This is a genomic window from Rhodococcus sp. Chr-9, assembly GCF_000801125.1.
Lineage (GTDB): Bacteria > Actinomycetota > Actinomycetes > Mycobacteriales > Mycobacteriaceae > Rhodococcus > Rhodococcus pyridinivorans.
The window spans coordinates 24845-40908 of record NZ_JTIZ01000140.1 but is presented as its reverse complement, the minus strand read 5'-3'; the positions used below and the strand labels follow the sequence as shown (position 1 = coordinate 40908).

Below are 16064 nucleotides of genomic sequence, written 5' to 3'. Positions count from 1 at the left end.
TCGATGTTCGTTCTCACCGACGACGACCGGGCGATCCGCGACACCGCCCGGGACTTCGCCACCGAATATCTGGCCCCGAACGCGGTCGAATGGGACCAGAGCAAGCACTTCCCCGTGGACGTGCTGCGCAAGGCCGCCGAACTGGGCATGGGCGGGATCTACGTCCGCGAGGACGTGGGCGGATCGGGGCTGCGACGCCTCGACTCCGTCCGCATCTTCGAGGAGCTCGCGAAGGGTTGCCCGTCCATCGCCGCCTACATCTCCATCCACAACATGGTCACGTGGATGATCGACAAGTTCGGCAACGACGACCAGCGCAAGCAGTGGATCCCGAAGCTCTGCACGATGGAGAACCTCGCGAGCTACTGCCTCACCGAGCCGGGCGCCGGATCCGATGCGGCGGCCCTGAGCACCAAGGCCGTTCGTGACGGCGACGAGTACGTGCTCACCGGAGTCAAGCAGTTCATCTCCGGGGCCGGCACGTCCGACGTCTACGTGGTCATGGCCCGCACCGGCGATACCGGCGCCCGCGGTATTTCGGCGTTCATCGTCCCGAAGGACACCACCGGGCTGTCCTTCGGCGCCAACGAGAAGAAGATGGGCTGGAACGCGCAGCCCACCCGCCAGGTCATCCTCGACGGCGCCCGCGTGCCCGCCGAGAACCTCCTCGGCACCGAGGGCGGCGGCTTCCGGATCGCCATGCACGGCCTCAACGGCGGCCGCATCAACATCGCCGCGTGCTCGGTGGGCGGCGGCCAGACCGCCCTCGACCGGGCGGTCGCCTACCTCGCCGAGCGCAAGGCATTCGGCGAGCGGCTGCTCGACTCGCAGGCGCTGCAGTTCCGCCTCGCCGACATGCGGATCGAACTCGAGGCCGCACGCACGATGCTGTGGCGTGCCGCCGACGCTCTCGACCGTGGCGCCGACGACGTCGTGGAGCTGTGCGCGATGGCCAAGCGCTTCGCCACCGACACCGGTTTCGAGGTCGCGAACGAGGCGCTGCAGTTGCACGGCGGATACGGTTACCTTGCCGAGTACGGGATCGAGAAGATCGTCCGCGACCTGCGCGTGCATCAGATCCTGGAAGGAACCAACGAGATCATGCGGGTGGTCGTCGCGCGGAGCGTGGTGGCCGCAGCGCAGAACGGAGTGGCATGACCGGGCAGGAACCCGAGATCCTCATCGACGTGAAGGACGGCATCGGCCGTATCACGCTCAACCGGCCCAAGGCCATCAACGCCCTCAACCACGCCATGGTCCTCGAGATGTCGAAGGCCCTGAGCGCGTGGGAGAACGACGATTCGGTGCGTGCTGTGCTGGTGCGCGGTGCCGGTGAGCGCGGCCTGTGCGCTGGCGGCGACATCGTCTCGATCTACCACGACGCCAAGGACGGCGGCACGGGATCGCAGGACTTCTGGCGCGACGAGTACATCCTCAACGCCGCCATCGGTCGTTACCCGAAGCCGTACATCGCGATCATGGACGGCATCGTCATGGGCGGCGGCGTCGGGATCTCGGCGCACGGCAACGTCCGGATCGTCACCGAACGCTCGAGCATCGCGATGCCCGAGACCGGAATCGGATTCGTTCCCGACGTCGGCGGCACCTACCTGCTCTCGCGCACCCCCGGCGAGATCGGCACGCACATCGCGCTGACCACCGGACGGATGAAGGCCGGCGACGCCGTCACCCTGGGCTTCGCCGACCACTACCTGCCGTCCGATTCGCTCGACAAGTTCGTCGCCGCACTCGAATCCGGCCCGCTCGAGGACGCGCTCGCCGAATACTCGCAGCCCGCACCGGAATCGGCGCTGCTCGGGCAGCGCGAATGGATCGACGCGGCGTACTCCGCCGACACCGTCGAGGAGATCGTCGAACGCCTTCGGGCTTCCGATGTTCCGGAGGCACGGGAGACCGCCGGCCAGGTGCTCGCGAAATCGCCTGTCGCGCTGAAGGTGACCCTCCGCTCGCTGCGTCACGCCCGGCAGCTCGGCAGCCTCGAAGAGGTGCTGAACGAGGAGTTCCGGGTCTCGACCGCCTCGCTGAAGTCGCACGACCTCGTCGAGGGCATCCGCGCACAGGTCGTCGACAAGGACCGCAACCCGCAGTGGTCGCCGGCGACCCTCGCCGATGTCACCGAGGCCGACGTCGACGCCTACTTCCAGCCGCTCGGCGATCTCGAACTCGGGCTCGCCGCTTCCAAGGAGAACGACCGATGAGTGAACTTCCCACCGTCGCCTTCCTCGGCCTCGGACACATGGGTGGGCCGATGGCCGCGAACCTCGTCCGCGCCGGGTACACAGTCAACGGTTACGACCCGGTTCCCGCTGCGCAGGAAGAGGCCACGAAGAACGGCATCACCGTCGCCGAGACCGCGACCGACGCGGTGCGCGGCGCCCAGGTCGTGATCACCATGCTGCCCAACGGCAAGCTCGTCCTCGACCTGTACGACGAGATCCTGCCTGCGGCCGAGGCGAACACGTTGTTCGTCGACAGCTCGACCATCGACGTCGCCGATGCCCGCGCGGCGGCGGAGAAGGCACGCAAGGCCGGTCACCGTGCCGTCGACGCCCCGGTCTCCGGCGGTGTCGCCGGTGCCGCCGCAGGCACCCTCGCGTTCATGGTCGGCGGCGGCGAGGACGACTTCGCCACCGCGAAGCCGCTGCTCGAGGCCATGGGACGTAAGATCGTCCACTGCGGCGGGTCGGGCAACGGCCAAGCCGCGAAGATCTGCAACAACATGATCCTGGGCATCTCGATGATCGCCATCAGCGAGGCGTTCGTCCTCGGTGAGAAGCTGGGCCTCGACAACCAGGCACTGTTCGACGTCGCGTCCAACGCGTCCGGTCAGTGCTGGGCGCTGACGAGCAACTGCCCGGTGCCGGGCCCCGTCCCGACCACCCCCGCGAACAACGACTACACGCCGGGCTTCGCGGCCGCGCTCATGGACAAGGATCTCGGACTGGCCGCGAACGCGGTGCGCGCCAACGGTGTCGAGGCCGAACTCGGACTGCGTGCAGCCGAGCTCTACCATCGTTTCAACACCGAGGGTGGTGGAGGACTCGACTTCTCCGCTATCATCGCCGACATCCGAGACCGCTCGACCGTGAAGGACAGCCAGTGACCGATTTCGAGACCATCCTGCTCGACCGCAAAGGCCGCGTCGGCATCGTCACCCTCAACCGGCCGAAGGCGCTCAACGCCCTCAACAGCCAGTTGATGCGTGAGGTCGTCGCCGCCGTCGAGGAACTCGACGCGGACGACGAGATCGGTGCGATCCTGCTCACCGGCTCGGAGAAGGCGTTCGCCGCCGGCGCCGACATCAAGGAGATGGCTCCGAAGACCTTCGCCGAGGTCTACGCGGAAGACCTGTTCTCGCAGTGGGATCGGCTCTCGTCCGTCCGCAAGCCGATCGTCGCTGCGGTGTCGGGCTACGCGCTCGGTGGCGGTTGCGAGCTGGCGATGCTGTGCGACTTCATCATCGCGTCCGACACCGCCAAGTTCGGTCAGCCCGAGATCAAGCTCGGCGTCATCCCGGGCATCGGCGGATCGCAGCGTCTCACCCGCGCCGTGGGCAAGGCCAAGGCCATGGACATGTGCCTGACCGGCCGCAACATGGACGCCGAGGAGGCCGAGCGCGCCGGACTCGTCTCGCGCATCGTTCCCGCCGCCGAACTGTTCGACGTGGCGCTCGAGACGGCGACGACCATCGCGTCGATGTCGCTGCCGGTTGCGATCATGGCGAAGGAGGCCGTCAACCGGTCCTTCGAGACGACGCTGGCCGAGGGCGTGAAGTTCGAGCGCCGCGTGTTCCATTCGACGTTCGCCACCGCCGACCAGAAGGAAGGCATGGCGGCCTTCGTCGAGAAGCGCGCGCCGGAGTTCAAGCACGCCTGATCCGCACCACCCGTACACGACGAAGGGCCGCCCCGAACGGGGCGGCCCTCCTCGTTTCTCGGCAATCTCTCGCGCCTCACCACTTGGAAGGCGCACCGCCGGTGTCGAAGTCGCCGGCGTCGTGCCGCATCGTCGCGATGATGCGCAGCAGTGTGTCGATGTGCTCCTCCGGAATGCCGGGCCGGGCGAAGACCTCCGTGTTGAGCTTCTCCGTCGCCTGGATCGCCAATGCCCGTCCCTCGTCGGTGAGTTCGATGAGTGTGGCCCGTCGATCGCTCGGATGCGGGGTACGCCGGACCAGTCCGGCCTTCTCGAGCCGGTCGACGGCATTGGTGACGCTGGTGGGGTGCACCTGCAGGCGCGCGCTGGCCTTCGCCATCGGCAATGCTCCCGACCTGGTGAAATGCAGCAGCGTGAGCAGTTCGTAGCGGGCGAAGGTCAGGCCGAAGGGCTTGAGCACCTCCTCGACCCGCGCCGTCATGATCTGCTGTGCCCGCATCACCGAGGTGACCGCGGCCATGCCGTCCGCGACTTCGCCCCAGCCGTGGGCGGTCCACTGGCGGTGGGCTTCGGCGATGGGGTCGAGGGGGAGTGGTGCGGGCATGCCTCCATCATCCCACGGACGAACGCGCAGGTAGCCAGGGCACACCGGTTTCCGGTGCCTTTCCTGCCGGGTTCAGCGGTACGCGTAGTCGCGGAAACGTTCGTCGACCTCGCCCACACTCAGCCCGAACTCCTCGAGCGTGTACCGGTGCGCGGGTTTCCTTGCCCCGCTGCGGCTTTCTTCGTGCAGGTCGGCCATCGCGCGTTCGGCCTCCGCGGTGAACGGCAGACCGAACCGGTCGTACAGGCCGCCGACGGTGCCGAGTGGATCGGCGACGAAATCCCGGTAGTCCACGTCGACGAAACGGGCGGGATCGTGCCGGCGGCGCACCTCGGTGAAATGATCGAAACCCCGTGCCCAGAGGTCGAGCTGGCTGCGCCCGATCGTCTCACCGACGAACGCGTCGGACCATCCCTCTGTGGCCTGCGCCGCGAGGCTGCACACCGACGGGATCACGGTGCGCGGATCTCGATGGGTGACGACGACGAGCGCGTCCGGATACACCGTGAGCAGTTCGTCCAGTGCGAACAGATGACTGGGATTCTTGAGCACCCAACGCTTGTCGGCGTCCGGCAGTCCGATGAGCTGCAGATTCCTCCGGTGCCGGGCATAGGCCGCGGTCCAGTCCTGCTCCGCGAGCCACTGCGAATAGGTGGGCAGGTGGGCCAGGCACTCGTAGGAGATCGAGCGGAACGACTGGCGCAGCAACTGCCAGCATTCCTCGACCTCGGCGGCCGACATGTAGTGCACACCCATGAATTCGGGATGCTCGACGTGGTGCTGTGCGAATCCGGCCTCGATCCCGGCGAAGACGGGATTCTCCGCCCAGGTCTCGCGAGGAGGTCGCGGTTGCGGCATCTCGGTCAGCCACATCTCGAGCCCCTGATGGGCGGGATCCGCGGCGAGTAGGCGGTGCAGTGCCGTCGTGCCGGTACGGGGCAGGCCGGTGACGAAGATCGGCCGGGTGACCGGGACGTCCGCGTGCTCGGGATGGGCAGACCAGGCAGATTCCGACAGCAACCGCGCCACGAGGGCGCCGCGCAGGAAGACCCGTGACATCTTGCTGCCGAGCGGGGTGAGCTTCTCGTCCCGCGCATACGACTCGAGCAGGACCTCGAGCCCGTCACGGTAGTCGTCGTCGCCGAGATCGGTCAGGCCCGTCAGGCGGGTCGCGGAAGCGTGCAGATCCTCGACGGTGCCGACGGTGGTGCGTTCGCTCATGTGCTTTCCCGTTCAGTGGTGGTATTCGCCGCAGTTGACGTCGAGGCACTGGCCGGTGATCGCCGACGCCATCGGCGAGGCCAGGAAGATCACCGCATCCGCGATTTCCTCGGTTGTCGGGAGACGCTTCAGATCGGAGGTGGCGGCGGTGTGCTCGTAGATCTGTTCGACGGTGGTGCCGTACTTTCCCGCCTGGTGTTCGAAGTACCCCTGCAGGATCGGCCCCCAGATGTACCCCGGTGCAACGGAGTTCACCCGGATTCCCTGCGGTCCGAGTTCCGTCGCCAGGGACTGCGACATCGCCAGCAACGCCGACTTCGCGAGTTTGTAACTGCCGTAACGTTCCTGGGAGTGCCGCAGCACCATCGAATTGATGTTGACCACCGCGCCGGCCGACTCGGCGAGGGCGGGGGTGAACAACTGCGTGAGCCGCAGCGCGCCGAGGACGGTGAGCTCCACGCTGTCCCGGATCTGCTGGAAGTCGGTGCGCGCCAACAGTTTCATCGACGGAACGGAGAACGCGTTGTTGACGAGCACGTCGACACCACCGAACTCCGAGACCGCAGACTCGACAAGGGCGGCGGCGGACTCGTCGTCGGTGATGTCGGTGGGCACGACCAGGGCCCGGCGGCCCGTGCTCTCGACTTCCGCTGCAACCTTCTCGAGCCGCTCCCGGGTCCGGGCGGCGAGCACCACGTCGGCGCCTTGTTCGGCGCACCGCAGCGCGAGGGTGCGCCCCAGTCCCGGGCCGACACCGGAGATCACGACGACGCGGTCGCGGAGCAGTCCCGCTGCCGCGCTCATGCGAGCATCCGATCGGCGACGCCCCGCTGACGGTCCGCGATGCGCTGCGCCCAGGCCTCGGGAGTGATGCGGTTCGAATCGTGGAAGGGCAGGACCTCGGAGAGCCGGTCGAACGGCACCACCTCGGCGGTCGGGCCGTCGGCTGCGGTGAGTTCGCGATCGAGGCGCTGCCAGCGGAACTGCAGGATCCCGCGGCTGCGGCCGAGGGTCTCGACCCAATTGGTCAGCCCCGGATCGCGGGCCGAGACCACGATCCGGACCATCCCGTCGGGATCGACCTGCGCCTGACTGTTGTTCAGGGAGGTCTGGTGGTGGATGTAGTCCAGGGAGATGTACCAGAGGCTGCCGATCTGGAAGCCCAGATAGGGCGCGTCGCTCGCCGGGAGGGTCAGGACCATCGCCTCGTCGTCGCCGAGTTCGTAGTGCCCGACGGATGAGTACTGCGTGTCGAGACCACCTGGGGTGCGGCGCGGCTCGGTGACCGTGTTCACCGGCAGCTTCAGGTAGAACCACTCGGGGAACTGCAGCCAGGTCTTCACCCGCGAGACCAGTGCGCGACCGGCGCGTTCGTAACGGGTGACCGCGTCCTGGTGGGTGGGTTCGGGTGCCGGGGTGCCGAGACTGTCGAGCCGGTGGATGCTCAGCATGCCGCGGCGCTGCGTCCAGTCGCTGTAGACCTCGCGGACCACGAGCTGCGACGAGCCGGGCGCGAGCGGGAAGTAGTTACGTTCCGGGTCTCGTGGGCCGGGTCCGAACCGCACCTGGAAGGTGCCGTCGTCGGCGATGGTCAACGCGCGGTCGTCGAAGGCCGTGACGTTGCCGGGCACCTCGGCGTCGGTGTAGTTGCCGGCCAGCACCTGGAAACTGAGATCGCAGGTCGTGCCGCGGCGCCCGGTGACGACGTACTCGGCGTCGTCGCGGATCGATGCGCCCCAGTACAGGGTGTCGGGATTGTCGAGGCCCATCTTCGCGTAGGGGCCGGTGCCGGTGACGAAGACCGGATGGGATCGGCTGTACGCGAAGGTGGCGTGGATGCACGCCGAGATCCCGCCCGCCAGATATCCGTATCCCTCGACGAGGTCCTGTTCGGTGCGGATGTGCGGGGCTGTGGCGACGAGCTTCTCGGCCTCGGCTATCGCCGCGGTGAGCGGATCGGTGAGCACTACGATCTCCTGTGGTCCAAATATGTACCGCTGCGGTAGTCTTCCGTTGCGCCGAGAGTAGAACGTGTTCCAGGGAGGGTCAATGGCTCGTCGCGAGACCGAGACACTCGGGAAGCCGCCCGCCGGGGCGGGAGCCGCCCGCCGGTCGCCGCCCACGGAACGCGTCGTGCAGGTCCTCGACCACCTCGTCGCGCGACCCGGCGTCCGGTTCGGACTGTCGGAACTGGCGCGCGAACTCGATCTGAGCAAGCCCACCTGCTTGGGCATCCTCACCGTGCTCGCCGACGCGGGTTATCTGATCCGCGACCCCGTCGACAAGACCTACGGTCTCGGGCCGGCACTGATCGTCGCGGGACGCGCAGCCCAGCGCGGCTTCGCGTCCGGGCCGGTCGCCCACCGGCATCTCGCCGCCCTCTCCGAGGAGTTCGCCGTGATGTGCTCTGCGTCGGCGGTCGTCGGCGACCGGATCGCGGTGCTCGACGTCATCGGTGGCCACGGCACGGCCGCGGCGGCACGCGTGGGGGAGGTGTACCCCTTCGCGCCCCCGGTGGGGCTGATGTACGTGCTGTGGGACACCGACGAGCGCATCGAACAGTGGCTGCGGCGAGAGCCGACCCTGCCCGTGACCGTCGACCGCGACGAGCTGTGGCGGATCGTCACCGAATGTCGCCGGACAGGTTATCTGGCCGAGTCCCTCACTCCCGGCGGCCGTCGCCTGTACGCGCTCATGGCGGGAGTGGTCTCGCACGACCTCGCGCCCGAGATGAGGGAGATGCTGGCGGAACTCGTGGCCAGCCCCGGCGAGCGCGTGCTGCTGCCCGACGCCTTCGCCGCGGGGGAGAAGCGGGCGGTCAACCTCGTGGCCGCCCCGGCCTACGATCCCGACGGCCACCAGTCGCTCGTGCTCACGCTGCACCTCGAGCGGGAGGTGGACGCCGCCGGGATCGAACGGTACGCCGCGGCGCTCGTGGCGGTCGCGGATGCGATCACCGCAGATCTAGGCGGACACCGGCCACCGCGCTGACGGAGGGCTGCGGAGACCACCCGTTGACCTGGAATTGAAACTCGTTCTACTGTTGCGGAGTAATCTTCGACCGCATCGGTACACATGTGTACCGAGCCGGGTGAGAGGGGCGCGAGTGACCACGGTGCCACCGCAACGACCACCGACCTACGAACTTTCGCTGCTCGGTGCGCTCGAAGCCGAGTCCGTGCACATCTTCCGCGAGGTCGCCGCGACCTTCTCCCGTCCCGTCCTGCTGTTCTCGGGTGGTAAGGACTCCGCGGTGATGCTCCACCTCGCGGCCAAGGCGTTCTGGCCGGCGCCGCTGCCGTTCCCCGTCCTGCACATCGACACCGGGCACAACTTCGACGAGGTGATCGACTTCCGCGACCGCACCGTCGAGCGCCTGGGGATCCGGTCGATCGTCGCCTCGGTGCAGGACGACATCGATGCCGGGCGTGCCGTCGAGGACGACGGACCGCACGCGACCCGCAACCGGCTGCAGACCGGAACCCTCCTGCGCGCGTTGCGGGAAGGGGGATTCGACGCCGTCTTCGGGGGTGCTCGTCGCGACGAGGAGAAGGCCCGCGCGAAGGAACGCGTCTTCAGCCTGCGCGACGAGTTCGGGCAGTGGGACCCGAAGGCGCAGCGACCCGAACTGTGGCAGCTGTACAACGGCCGGCACCGCCGCGGCGAACACATGCGGGTCTTCCCGCTGTCCAACTGGACCGAACTCGACATCTGGCGCTACATCCGCGACGAGGGCGTCGACCTGCCGTCCCTGTACTACGCCCACCGGCGACCGGTGATCGAGCGCGACGGAATGCTGCTCGCGCACAACCGTTTTCTTACCCTCCTCCCCGGGGAGACTCCGCGCGAGAGCCTCGTCCGGTTCCGCACCGTCGGTGACGCGACGTGCACCGGCTGCGTCGAATCCGCCGCCACCACCGCGGACGAGGTGGTCACCGAGGTCTCCGCCAGCAGGGTCACCGAACGCGGCGCCACGCGGGCGGACGACCGGATCTCCGACGCCGGAATGGAAGACCGCAAGAGGGAAGGCTATTTCTGATGTCCCCCCTGCTGCGCATCGCCACCGCCGGCAGCGTCGACGACGGCAAGTCCACGCTCATCGGCCGATTGCTGTTCGACTCGAAGGCCGTCTTCGAGGACCAACTCGAGGCGGTGACCCGCACGAGCCTCGACCGCGGCGCCGACCGCGCCGATCTCGCGCTGCTCACCGACGGCCTGCGCGCCGAACGCGAACAGGGCATCACGATCGACGTCGCCTATCGCTATTTCGCCACGGCGCACAGAACATTCGTCATCGCCGACACTCCCGGTCACGAGCAGTACACGCGCAACATGGTCACCGGGGCGTCCACCGCAGACCTGGCACTCGTCCTCGTCGACGCCCGCAACGGCATCGTCGAGCAGACCCGCCGGCACGCCTTTCTCGCGTCGCTGCTCGGGGTGCGGCACGTGGTGCTGTGCATCAACAAGATGGACCTGGTGGACTGGTCGCAGAGCCGGTTCGACGAGATCTGCGACGAGTTCCGGAATCTCGCGGCGAAGCTCGACATGCCCGACCTCGCCTTCGTTCCCGTCTCCGCCCTGCACGGCGACAACGTCGTCTCCCGCACCGCGAACATGCCGTGGTACGAGGGGACTTCGCTGCTGCACCATCTCGAACAGGTCCACATCGCGTCGGACACCAACCTCATCGATGCCCGACTGCCCGTGCAGTACGTCATCCGGCCGGGCGAGGGTGAGCACCGCGACTTCCGCGGCTACGCCGGGACGGTCGCCGCCGGCGGATTCGCGCCCGGCGATGAGGTGGTCGTTCTCCCTTCCGGTTTCGGAACGCGGGTGCGAACGTTGTGGGGGCCGGGCGGGACGGAACTCGAGCACGCCTTCGCCGGTGCGGCGGTGTGCGTCGAACTCGAGGACGACCTCGACGTCGGACGCGGCGACATGCTGTGCCGCCCCAACAATCGTCCGCTCGTCGGCCACGAGATCGACGCCATGGTGTGCTGGTTCGACGAACGCTCCGCCCTCGATCCGGACGCCCGCTACGCCCTGCTGCACACCACGCGCTCGACCACCGCGCGGGTCGCGCGGCTGGACTACCGCCTCGACGTCAACAGCCTGCACCGCGACGAGGCCGCGACGACGCTCGGTCTCAACGAGATCGGCCGCGTGCAATTGTGGACGCAACAGCCGCTGCTGTTCGACCCCTACCGGCGCAACCGCACCACCGGAAGCTTCGTGCTCGTCGACGAACGCACCGGCAACACCGTCGCGGCCGGAACGATCACCGGCCCGACACTCGCCGACACGGCGGTGGTCTGGCACTCGGCGGCGGTCTCACGGCCCGAACGGGGGACGGCCGGGGCGACGGTATGGCTCACCGGGCTGTCCGCCTCCGGCAAGTCCACCCTCGCCGTCGAACTCGAACGACGACTGCTCGCCGAGGGCATCCCCGCCTACCGCCTCGACGGCGACAACCTCCGGCACGGCCTCAACGCCGACCTCGGCTTCGGTCCGGAGGACCGCGCGGAGAACGTCCGCCGCGTCGGTGCGGTCGCACAGCTGATGGCCGACGCCGGACTCGTCGCGATCTGCGCGCTCATCAGTCCCTACCGTCAGGACCGCGACCGCATCCGCCGGCAGCACGAGGAGTCCGGGATCCGGTTCGTCGAGGTCTTCGTCGATACGCCGCTCGCCGACTGCGAGGCCCGCGACCCGAAGGGCATGTACGCGCGGGCACGTGCCGGTGAGATCACCGGTTTCACCGGCGTCGATGATCCCTACGAACCACCGTCCGATCCCGAGCTGGTCGTGCGCCCCCACGACGGCACGCCTGCCGTGCAGGCGGGCCTCGTCGTGGAATTGTTGAGGCCATGACGCACGACAACAGCGACGACGCTCGGCTCGCGGCCGAGACGGCTTCCGGCGCAGGTGAACTGCTGCTCACGGTCCGCGCCATCGAATCGGATGCCCTTACCGGCCGCGAGCTGGGCCGGCGCGGCGACCACGCCGCCAACACCTACATCCTCGAACGGCTGGCGACCGCGCGGCCCGGCGACGCGGTGCTCTCGGAGGAATCCGCGGACGATCCGGCCCGGGTCGGCGCCGACCGCGTCTGGATCATCGACCCGCTCGACGGGTCGAAGGAGTACGGGATGCCCGACCATGTCGACTGGGCGGTCCACATCGCGCTCTGGGAGGCAGGACGAGGGCTCACCGCCGCCGCGGTCGCGCAACCGGCGATCGGCGTCGTCCACAGCACCGCAGATCCGGTCCCGGCGCCGCGGCCGGCCCGCCGTCGCCCCCGCATCGTCATCAGCGGGAGCAGGCCGCCCGCCTTCGTCTTCGATCTGGCCCGCGATCTCGGTGCCGATCTGATCCGGATGGGGTCGGCCGGTGCCAAGGCCATGGCGGTGGTCCGCGGGGAGGCCGACGCCTACATCCACGCCGGAGGTCAGTGGGAGTGGGATTCGGCGGCGCCGGTCGCGGTCGCGCGCGCTGCGGGTCTGCACTGCGCGCGGATCGACGGCAGCGAACTCGAATACAACCGGCCGCACCCGTATCTGCCCGACCTCGTGATCTGCCGCGCAGACTGGGCACCGGAGGTGATGTCCGCGCTGGCCGCGCACGCCACCGGGCCGACCGACAGCCCCCGCGCCGCGATGGCACGCGCATACATCCGATCCCTGGTCAGCCACGACGCGTCCCACGTCCGGCTCGCCGAGGACGCCTGGCGGGTCGAGAACGGGGAACGCACCGGCGACAGCGGCATCGAGATCCGCGACCGCCTCGAGAACGGCCCGGAATACCGGCACATCCGCCGCGTCCGCGACCTGCAGTTCCGCGAATGGCACCACAGTGTCGTCGCGCGGTTCGTCCTGGACATCGCAGCAGGTCCGGGCGCCGAGACGTCGGTCGCGGTGACCGAGCACTTCGACATCCCGGCGGGGGAGATCCGATCGATCGTGGCGATCATCGAGCCCGCGCAGGGTAATAGTTGAATTCATTGTTGTAGCTTTCGAACGAAAGTCATCATGATCGAGAGGCATCACCATGGCCGAAGCGCGTGATATCGGGGACGGCATCCACGTCGTTCCCGTCCCGGTGGCGGACCTGCCGGTCGGCGACACCCAGGTCTACGTGATGGAATCCCCGCGTGGCGTCGTCCTCGTCGACGTCGGCTGGAACGACGACCGGTCGTGGGCGGCGCTGCAGGACGGCCTGGCCACGGCGGGCCTGTCGGTCACCGACGTCGAGGGCGTGGTGGTCACCCACTTCCATCCCGACCACGTCGGGCTCACCGGACGCATCCGGGAGGCCTCCGGGTGCTGGGTCGCGATGAACGAGGCCGACTTCGCCCACCTCGAGGTCATGCTCTCCGACGACGATCGCCGTCCCCAGGAAGCCGAACTGCTGCGCCGCGCAGGGGCACCCGAGGACGCGATCGAGGAGTCGCTGGCCACCCTCGTACCGGCGGTCGGCCGTCCCGACGCGCTGCCCGACCGCAAACTCGGTGCCGACGAGACGATCCCGCTGACGGGACGATCCCTGCGCACCGTGCTGACCCCCGGCCACACCGCTGGCCACGCGTGTTTCCTGCTCGAGAAACACGGCGTGCTGTTCAGCGGCGACCACGTCCTCGCGACCACGACCCCGCACGTCGGCGAGTTCGATTTCCCTCTGCCGCAACGCGACGCGCTGGGGGAGTACCTCGACTCGCTGCGCGCGGTCGCCGGCCTGCCCGTGCGACGCGCACTGCCCGCGCACCGGCGGCAGATCGACGACCTGCCGAACCGCGTCGGCGAATTGATCGCCCACCACGACCAGCGCCTCGACGATCTCTACGACGCGTTCGGCGACGAGGAACTCACGCTGTGGGAGGCCACCGCCCGCATGCGCTGGTACCGGCGGTGGGACGAGACCCCCTTGCACGGCAAGAGGATGGCGCTCGCAGAGGGCTCGGCGCACGTCCGGCAGCTCATCGAGCGGGGACGGGTCCGTCGCGTGCCCGGTGCGGAACCCGCCCGCTTCGCGCGCGTGCAGACCCGATGAGTCCCGACGAGCTGGTCACCGAGTTCTGCCGTCGCTGGGCCGATCCCGATCCTGCCGAGCTCGCGGCCTTCTTCGCCGAGGATGCGGTCTTCCACAACATCCCGATGGAACCGATCCGCGGCCGCGCGGCGATCGAGGAGTACATCGCGGGCTTCGTGACGTCCTTCGGGGCCATCGACTACCGCATCCACCACCAGGCGGTCTCCGGCAACGTCGTGCTCAACGAACGCACCGATGTGTTCACGATGAACGGCCGGACGATCGAGCTGCCCGTCACGGGCGTCTTCGAGATCGTCGACGGGAAGATCGCGGCCTGCCGCGACTACTTCGATCCCACACCCTTCACCACCGGAAACTGACCGGCTCTGGGACACCGAAGGCCCCTGGAACACCGAAGGCCCCGCTTCGTGAGAAGCGGGGCCTTCGTGGTGCCCTCGGCAGGATTCGAACCTGCGACTTCTTGCTCCGGAGGCAAGCGCTCTATCCCCTGAGCTACGAGGGCATCCGGACCACCGGATGACCGGAGGTGCGGGAGTTAGCCTAGCGCATCGAGCGCTCAACTCCACATCGCCAGGTCAGGGCCGGTTTTCGGCCCGAAGTTGCGGTTCGCCCGCGCGAAGACTCAGTTGAGGGGCAGCGGTTCGGCGCCGCGCTCGGCGAGCAGCGACCTCATCAGATCCGATTCGCCCTGCTGCGTCGCGACCATCGTGCCCGCCAGATTGCGCACCGCCGAGGTGCTCGCGTACTGCTCGCCGTACTCCATCATCGGCAGACCACCCTCGTGGTGGCGCAGCATCAGCTGGAGGAAGAGCACGTCCAGTTCGGGACCGCGCGCGGCCCGGAGATTCGCGAGATCCTCGGAGGTCGCCATACCCGGCATCAGGTGCGAGCCGTCCGAATCCTCGGACTCGGCGGTCGTGCCGTGATCACCGTGCCCGTGACCCGTCTCCGTCATCCACTCCATGTACTCGCCCGTCGGCAGCGCCGGCTGTCCCCACAGCGACAACCAGCCCTGCATCTGACCGATCTGGTTCTGCTGGGTGGTGAGGATGTCGTACGCGATGTTGCGGATCCGATCGTCCTCCGAATTGGAGACCACCACGGCGGCCATCTCGACGCCCTGGTCGTGGTGCACGATCATGTCCTGCGCGAATCCGACGTCCACCGAGCCGGCCTCCGGCGCCGCCTGCGCGGAGTCCTCGAAGGGGATCCGGGACAGGAACCCCGCGAGGAAACCGACGGCGACCGCGGCGACGGTGAGCAGCACCAGCAGCAGCCGGTTGTGCCCACCGCGCTCTGGGGTGGAGATGTCCGAGGAGGTCTCGCTCATCGTCAGCTCCCGGCCGGTGCTTGCTGCATGTCGCCGGCGGTCTCCGCGTTCATAGGCACCGCGTCGGGGCCGGGCTCGGAGGCGTCGAAGGCCGGCGGGTTCGCCGGATCGAACGAACCGGGGATCGTCGAGCAGCTCGCACCCACCTCGGGGTAGGTGTACTGGTTCAGGCGCAGCGCGCTGATGAACTGGTCGATGCGCTCGTCGTCGACGCTGTCGACCTCGAGCTGGTGACCCCACGACTGGAGCGCGATCGGGGCGTCGAGTCCCGGATACGGCGACATCATCATGTAGGTGCGGCCGTCGACCTTCGCGCGGAGCGTGTCGACCGCGGCGTCGTCGAGCAGATCGGGGTTGTAGGCCACCCACACGGCGCCGTGCTCGAGGGAGTGGACCATGTTCTCGGTCCGGACCGGCTGCTCGTAGACCGTGCCGGTGCAGGTCGCCCAGACGGAGTCGTGGGGGCCACCGAAGGGCGGCGACTGGTCGTACGCGACGCGCTGGCCCGGCGCGACGTGCACACCGGCCGGGTACTCGATCTTCAGCACGCCCTCGATGTCGTCCGACGGGTCCTGGTTGGACTCCGACGGCGTCCATGCCGACATCTCCTGCTGGTTCTGGTACTTCGGGATGAGGCTCACAGCGATCACGGCGACCAGCACGACGACCAGGGCCACGCCGCCGATCGTCAACCACGGGATCTGACGCTGCGCGGGGACCCCGCGAGCGCCGCCGCTCTTCTTCTTGGCGGCCTGAATGGCCTTCGACGACTTGGCTCCGGTCTTCTTGTTACCGGAGCCGCCACTAACCGAACCGCTGGGCATCGCTGTGTGCTCTTTCGACGGGTGGACAGGCGGACGCGCGCCCATCGGGCGCACAAACACCCACAACTCTACGGGCGTGCTCTCGCGCGGTGCCCGGAGCTGCCGGTAGGGGGAGCGTCGGCGCCGCGATCGACCAGCC

At 68.5% G+C, this 16064-nt stretch carries 16 protein-coding genes and 1 tRNA gene; 10 read left to right on the top strand and 7 right to left on the bottom strand.

Translation table 11 applies throughout. The features are described from left to right. The first annotated feature begins 3 nt into the window (after positions 1-3). Genes QR64_RS24695 through QR64_RS24680 form a run of 4 tightly spaced genes read left to right on the top strand, consistent with a single transcriptional unit; the run spans position 4 to position 3897 of the window. Positions 4-1158, top strand: coding sequence for an acyl-CoA dehydrogenase family protein (locus QR64_RS24695; protein ID WP_033097990.1), 1155 nt, complete (start codon positions 4-6; stop codon positions 1156-1158). Beyond that, positions 1155-2219 (top strand): enoyl-CoA hydratase/isomerase family protein, encoded by a 1065-nt coding sequence (locus QR64_RS24690; protein ID WP_019288955.1) that lies wholly within the window; start codon positions 1155-1157, stop codon positions 2217-2219. Before QR64_RS24695 ends, QR64_RS24690 begins: the two co-directional genes overlap by 4 nt. Further along, entirely contained in the window at positions 2216-3124 is a 909-nt protein-coding gene (gene mmsB / locus QR64_RS24685) for a 3-hydroxyisobutyrate dehydrogenase (protein WP_039587750.1), read from the top strand. The genes QR64_RS24690 and mmsB overlap by 4 nt, the downstream gene beginning before the upstream one ends. Then, complete coding sequence (locus tag QR64_RS24680) at positions 3121-3897, top strand: enoyl-CoA hydratase (RefSeq protein WP_006552563.1); 777 nt, start codon at positions 3121-3123, stop codon at positions 3895-3897. Before mmsB ends, QR64_RS24680 begins: the two co-directional genes overlap by 4 nt. Before the next feature lie 76 nt (positions 3898-3973). Here the strand turns inward: QR64_RS24680 and QR64_RS24675 are convergent, their stop codons facing one another. The 4 genes from QR64_RS24675 to QR64_RS24660 form a co-directional block, all read right to left on the bottom strand. Further along, positions 3974-4501, bottom strand: a complete 528-nt coding sequence (locus tag QR64_RS24675) for a MarR family winged helix-turn-helix transcriptional regulator (protein WP_039587748.1) — start codon at positions 4499-4501, stop codon at positions 3974-3976. A gap of 72 nt (positions 4502-4573) precedes the next feature. Then, positions 4574-5722, bottom strand: a complete 1149-nt coding sequence (locus QR64_RS24670; protein ID WP_039587747.1) for a sulfotransferase family protein — start codon at positions 5720-5722, stop codon at positions 4574-4576. A gap of 12 nt (positions 5723-5734) precedes the next feature. After that, entirely contained in the window at positions 5735-6526 is a 792-nt protein-coding gene (locus QR64_RS24665; RefSeq protein ID WP_024103690.1) for an SDR family oxidoreductase, read from the bottom strand. Continuing rightward, positions 6523-7689: a DUF1214 domain-containing protein gene (locus QR64_RS24660; RefSeq protein ID WP_039587746.1), complete on the bottom strand. Its 1167-nt coding sequence runs from the start codon at positions 7687-7689 to the stop codon at positions 6523-6525. The genes QR64_RS24665 and QR64_RS24660 overlap by 4 nt, the downstream gene beginning before the upstream one ends. 82 nt (positions 7690-7771) lie before the next feature. Between QR64_RS24660 and QR64_RS24655 the strand changes: the two genes are divergently transcribed. From QR64_RS24655 to QR64_RS24630, 6 genes are all read left to right on the top strand, one after another. Further along, positions 7772-8713, top strand: coding sequence for an IclR family transcriptional regulator (locus QR64_RS24655; protein ID WP_039587745.1), 942 nt, complete (start codon positions 7772-7774; stop codon positions 8711-8713). Positions 8714-8828: 115 nt separating this feature from the next. Continuing rightward, on the top strand, positions 8829-9761 hold the full coding sequence (cysD, locus tag QR64_RS24650; protein ID WP_039587744.1) for a sulfate adenylyltransferase subunit CysD: 933 nt from the start codon (positions 8829-8831) through the stop codon (positions 9759-9761). Continuing rightward, positions 9761-11596: an adenylyl-sulfate kinase gene (gene cysC / locus QR64_RS24645; RefSeq protein WP_039587743.1), complete on the top strand. Its 1836-nt coding sequence runs from the start codon at positions 9761-9763 to the stop codon at positions 11594-11596. The genes cysD and cysC overlap by 1 nt, the downstream gene beginning before the upstream one ends. Further along, a complete protein-coding gene (locus QR64_RS24640) occupies positions 11593-12720 on the top strand; it encodes a 3'(2'),5'-bisphosphate nucleotidase CysQ (RefSeq protein ID WP_039587741.1) in 1128 nt (375 codons plus the stop codon). The genes cysC and QR64_RS24640 overlap by 4 nt, the downstream gene beginning before the upstream one ends. Before the next feature lie 52 nt (positions 12721-12772). After that, positions 12773-13771, top strand: a complete 999-nt coding sequence (locus QR64_RS24635; RefSeq protein WP_039587739.1) for an MBL fold metallo-hydrolase — start codon at positions 12773-12775, stop codon at positions 13769-13771. Then, positions 13768-14130, top strand: a complete 363-nt coding sequence (locus tag QR64_RS24630; RefSeq protein ID WP_039587738.1) for a nuclear transport factor 2 family protein — start codon at positions 13768-13770, stop codon at positions 14128-14130. The genes QR64_RS24635 and QR64_RS24630 overlap by 4 nt, the downstream gene beginning before the upstream one ends. A gap of 67 nt (positions 14131-14197) precedes the next feature. Here QR64_RS24630 and QR64_RS24625 read toward each other — a convergent pair. From QR64_RS24625 to QR64_RS24615, 3 genes are all read right to left on the bottom strand, one after another. Beyond that, a tRNA-Arg gene (locus QR64_RS24625) sits at positions 14198-14273 on the bottom strand. A 120-nt stretch (positions 14274-14393) separates the two neighbouring features. Then, entirely contained in the window at positions 14394-15101 is a 708-nt protein-coding gene (locus QR64_RS24620; protein WP_033097983.1) for a DUF305 domain-containing protein, read from the bottom strand. Positions 15102-15103: 2 nt separating this feature from the next. Continuing rightward, complete coding sequence (locus tag QR64_RS24615) at positions 15104-15925, bottom strand: DUF3105 domain-containing protein (protein WP_039587737.1); 822 nt, start codon at positions 15923-15925, stop codon at positions 15104-15106. Positions 15926-16064 lie beyond the last annotated feature (139 nt).

Excerpts from the sequence above, each read along its gene's own strand:
- QR64_RS24675 (WP_039587748.1), bottom strand. The coding sequence starts at position 4,501 with ATGCCCGCACCACTCCCCCTCGACCCCATCGCCGAAGCCCACCGCCAG.
- QR64_RS24665 (WP_024103690.1), bottom strand. The coding sequence starts at position 6,526 with ATGAGCGCGGCAGCGGGACTGCTCCGCGACCGCGTCGTCGTGATCTCC.
- QR64_RS24670 (WP_039587747.1), bottom strand. The coding sequence starts at position 5,722 with ATGAGCGAACGCACCACCGTCGGCACCGTCGAGGATCTGCACGCTTCC.
- QR64_RS24620 (WP_033097983.1), bottom strand. The coding sequence starts at position 15,101 with ATGAGCGAGACCTCCTCGGACATCTCCACCCCAGAGCGCGGTGGGCAC.
- QR64_RS24655 (WP_039587745.1), top strand. The coding sequence starts at position 7,772 with ATGGCTCGTCGCGAGACCGAGACACTCGGGAAGCCGCCCGCCGGGGCG.
- QR64_RS24640 (WP_039587741.1), top strand. The coding sequence starts at position 11,593 with ATGACGCACGACAACAGCGACGACGCTCGGCTCGCGGCCGAGACGGCT.
- QR64_RS24695 (WP_033097990.1), top strand. The coding sequence starts at position 4 with ATGTTCGTTCTCACCGACGACGACCGGGCGATCCGCGACACCGCCCGG.
- mmsB (WP_039587750.1), top strand. The coding sequence starts at position 2,216 with ATGAGTGAACTTCCCACCGTCGCCTTCCTCGGCCTCGGACACATGGGT.
- QR64_RS24615 (WP_039587737.1), bottom strand. The coding sequence starts at position 15,925 with ATGCCCAGCGGTTCGGTTAGTGGCGGCTCCGGTAACAAGAAGACCGGA.
- QR64_RS24630 (WP_039587738.1), top strand. The coding sequence starts at position 13,768 with ATGAGTCCCGACGAGCTGGTCACCGAGTTCTGCCGTCGCTGGGCCGAT.
- QR64_RS24690 (WP_019288955.1), top strand. The coding sequence starts at position 1,155 with ATGACCGGGCAGGAACCCGAGATCCTCATCGACGTGAAGGACGGCATC.
- cysC (WP_039587743.1), top strand. The coding sequence starts at position 9,761 with ATGTCCCCCCTGCTGCGCATCGCCACCGCCGGCAGCGTCGACGACGGC.
- QR64_RS24635 (WP_039587739.1), top strand. The coding sequence starts at position 12,773 with ATGGCCGAAGCGCGTGATATCGGGGACGGCATCCACGTCGTTCCCGTC.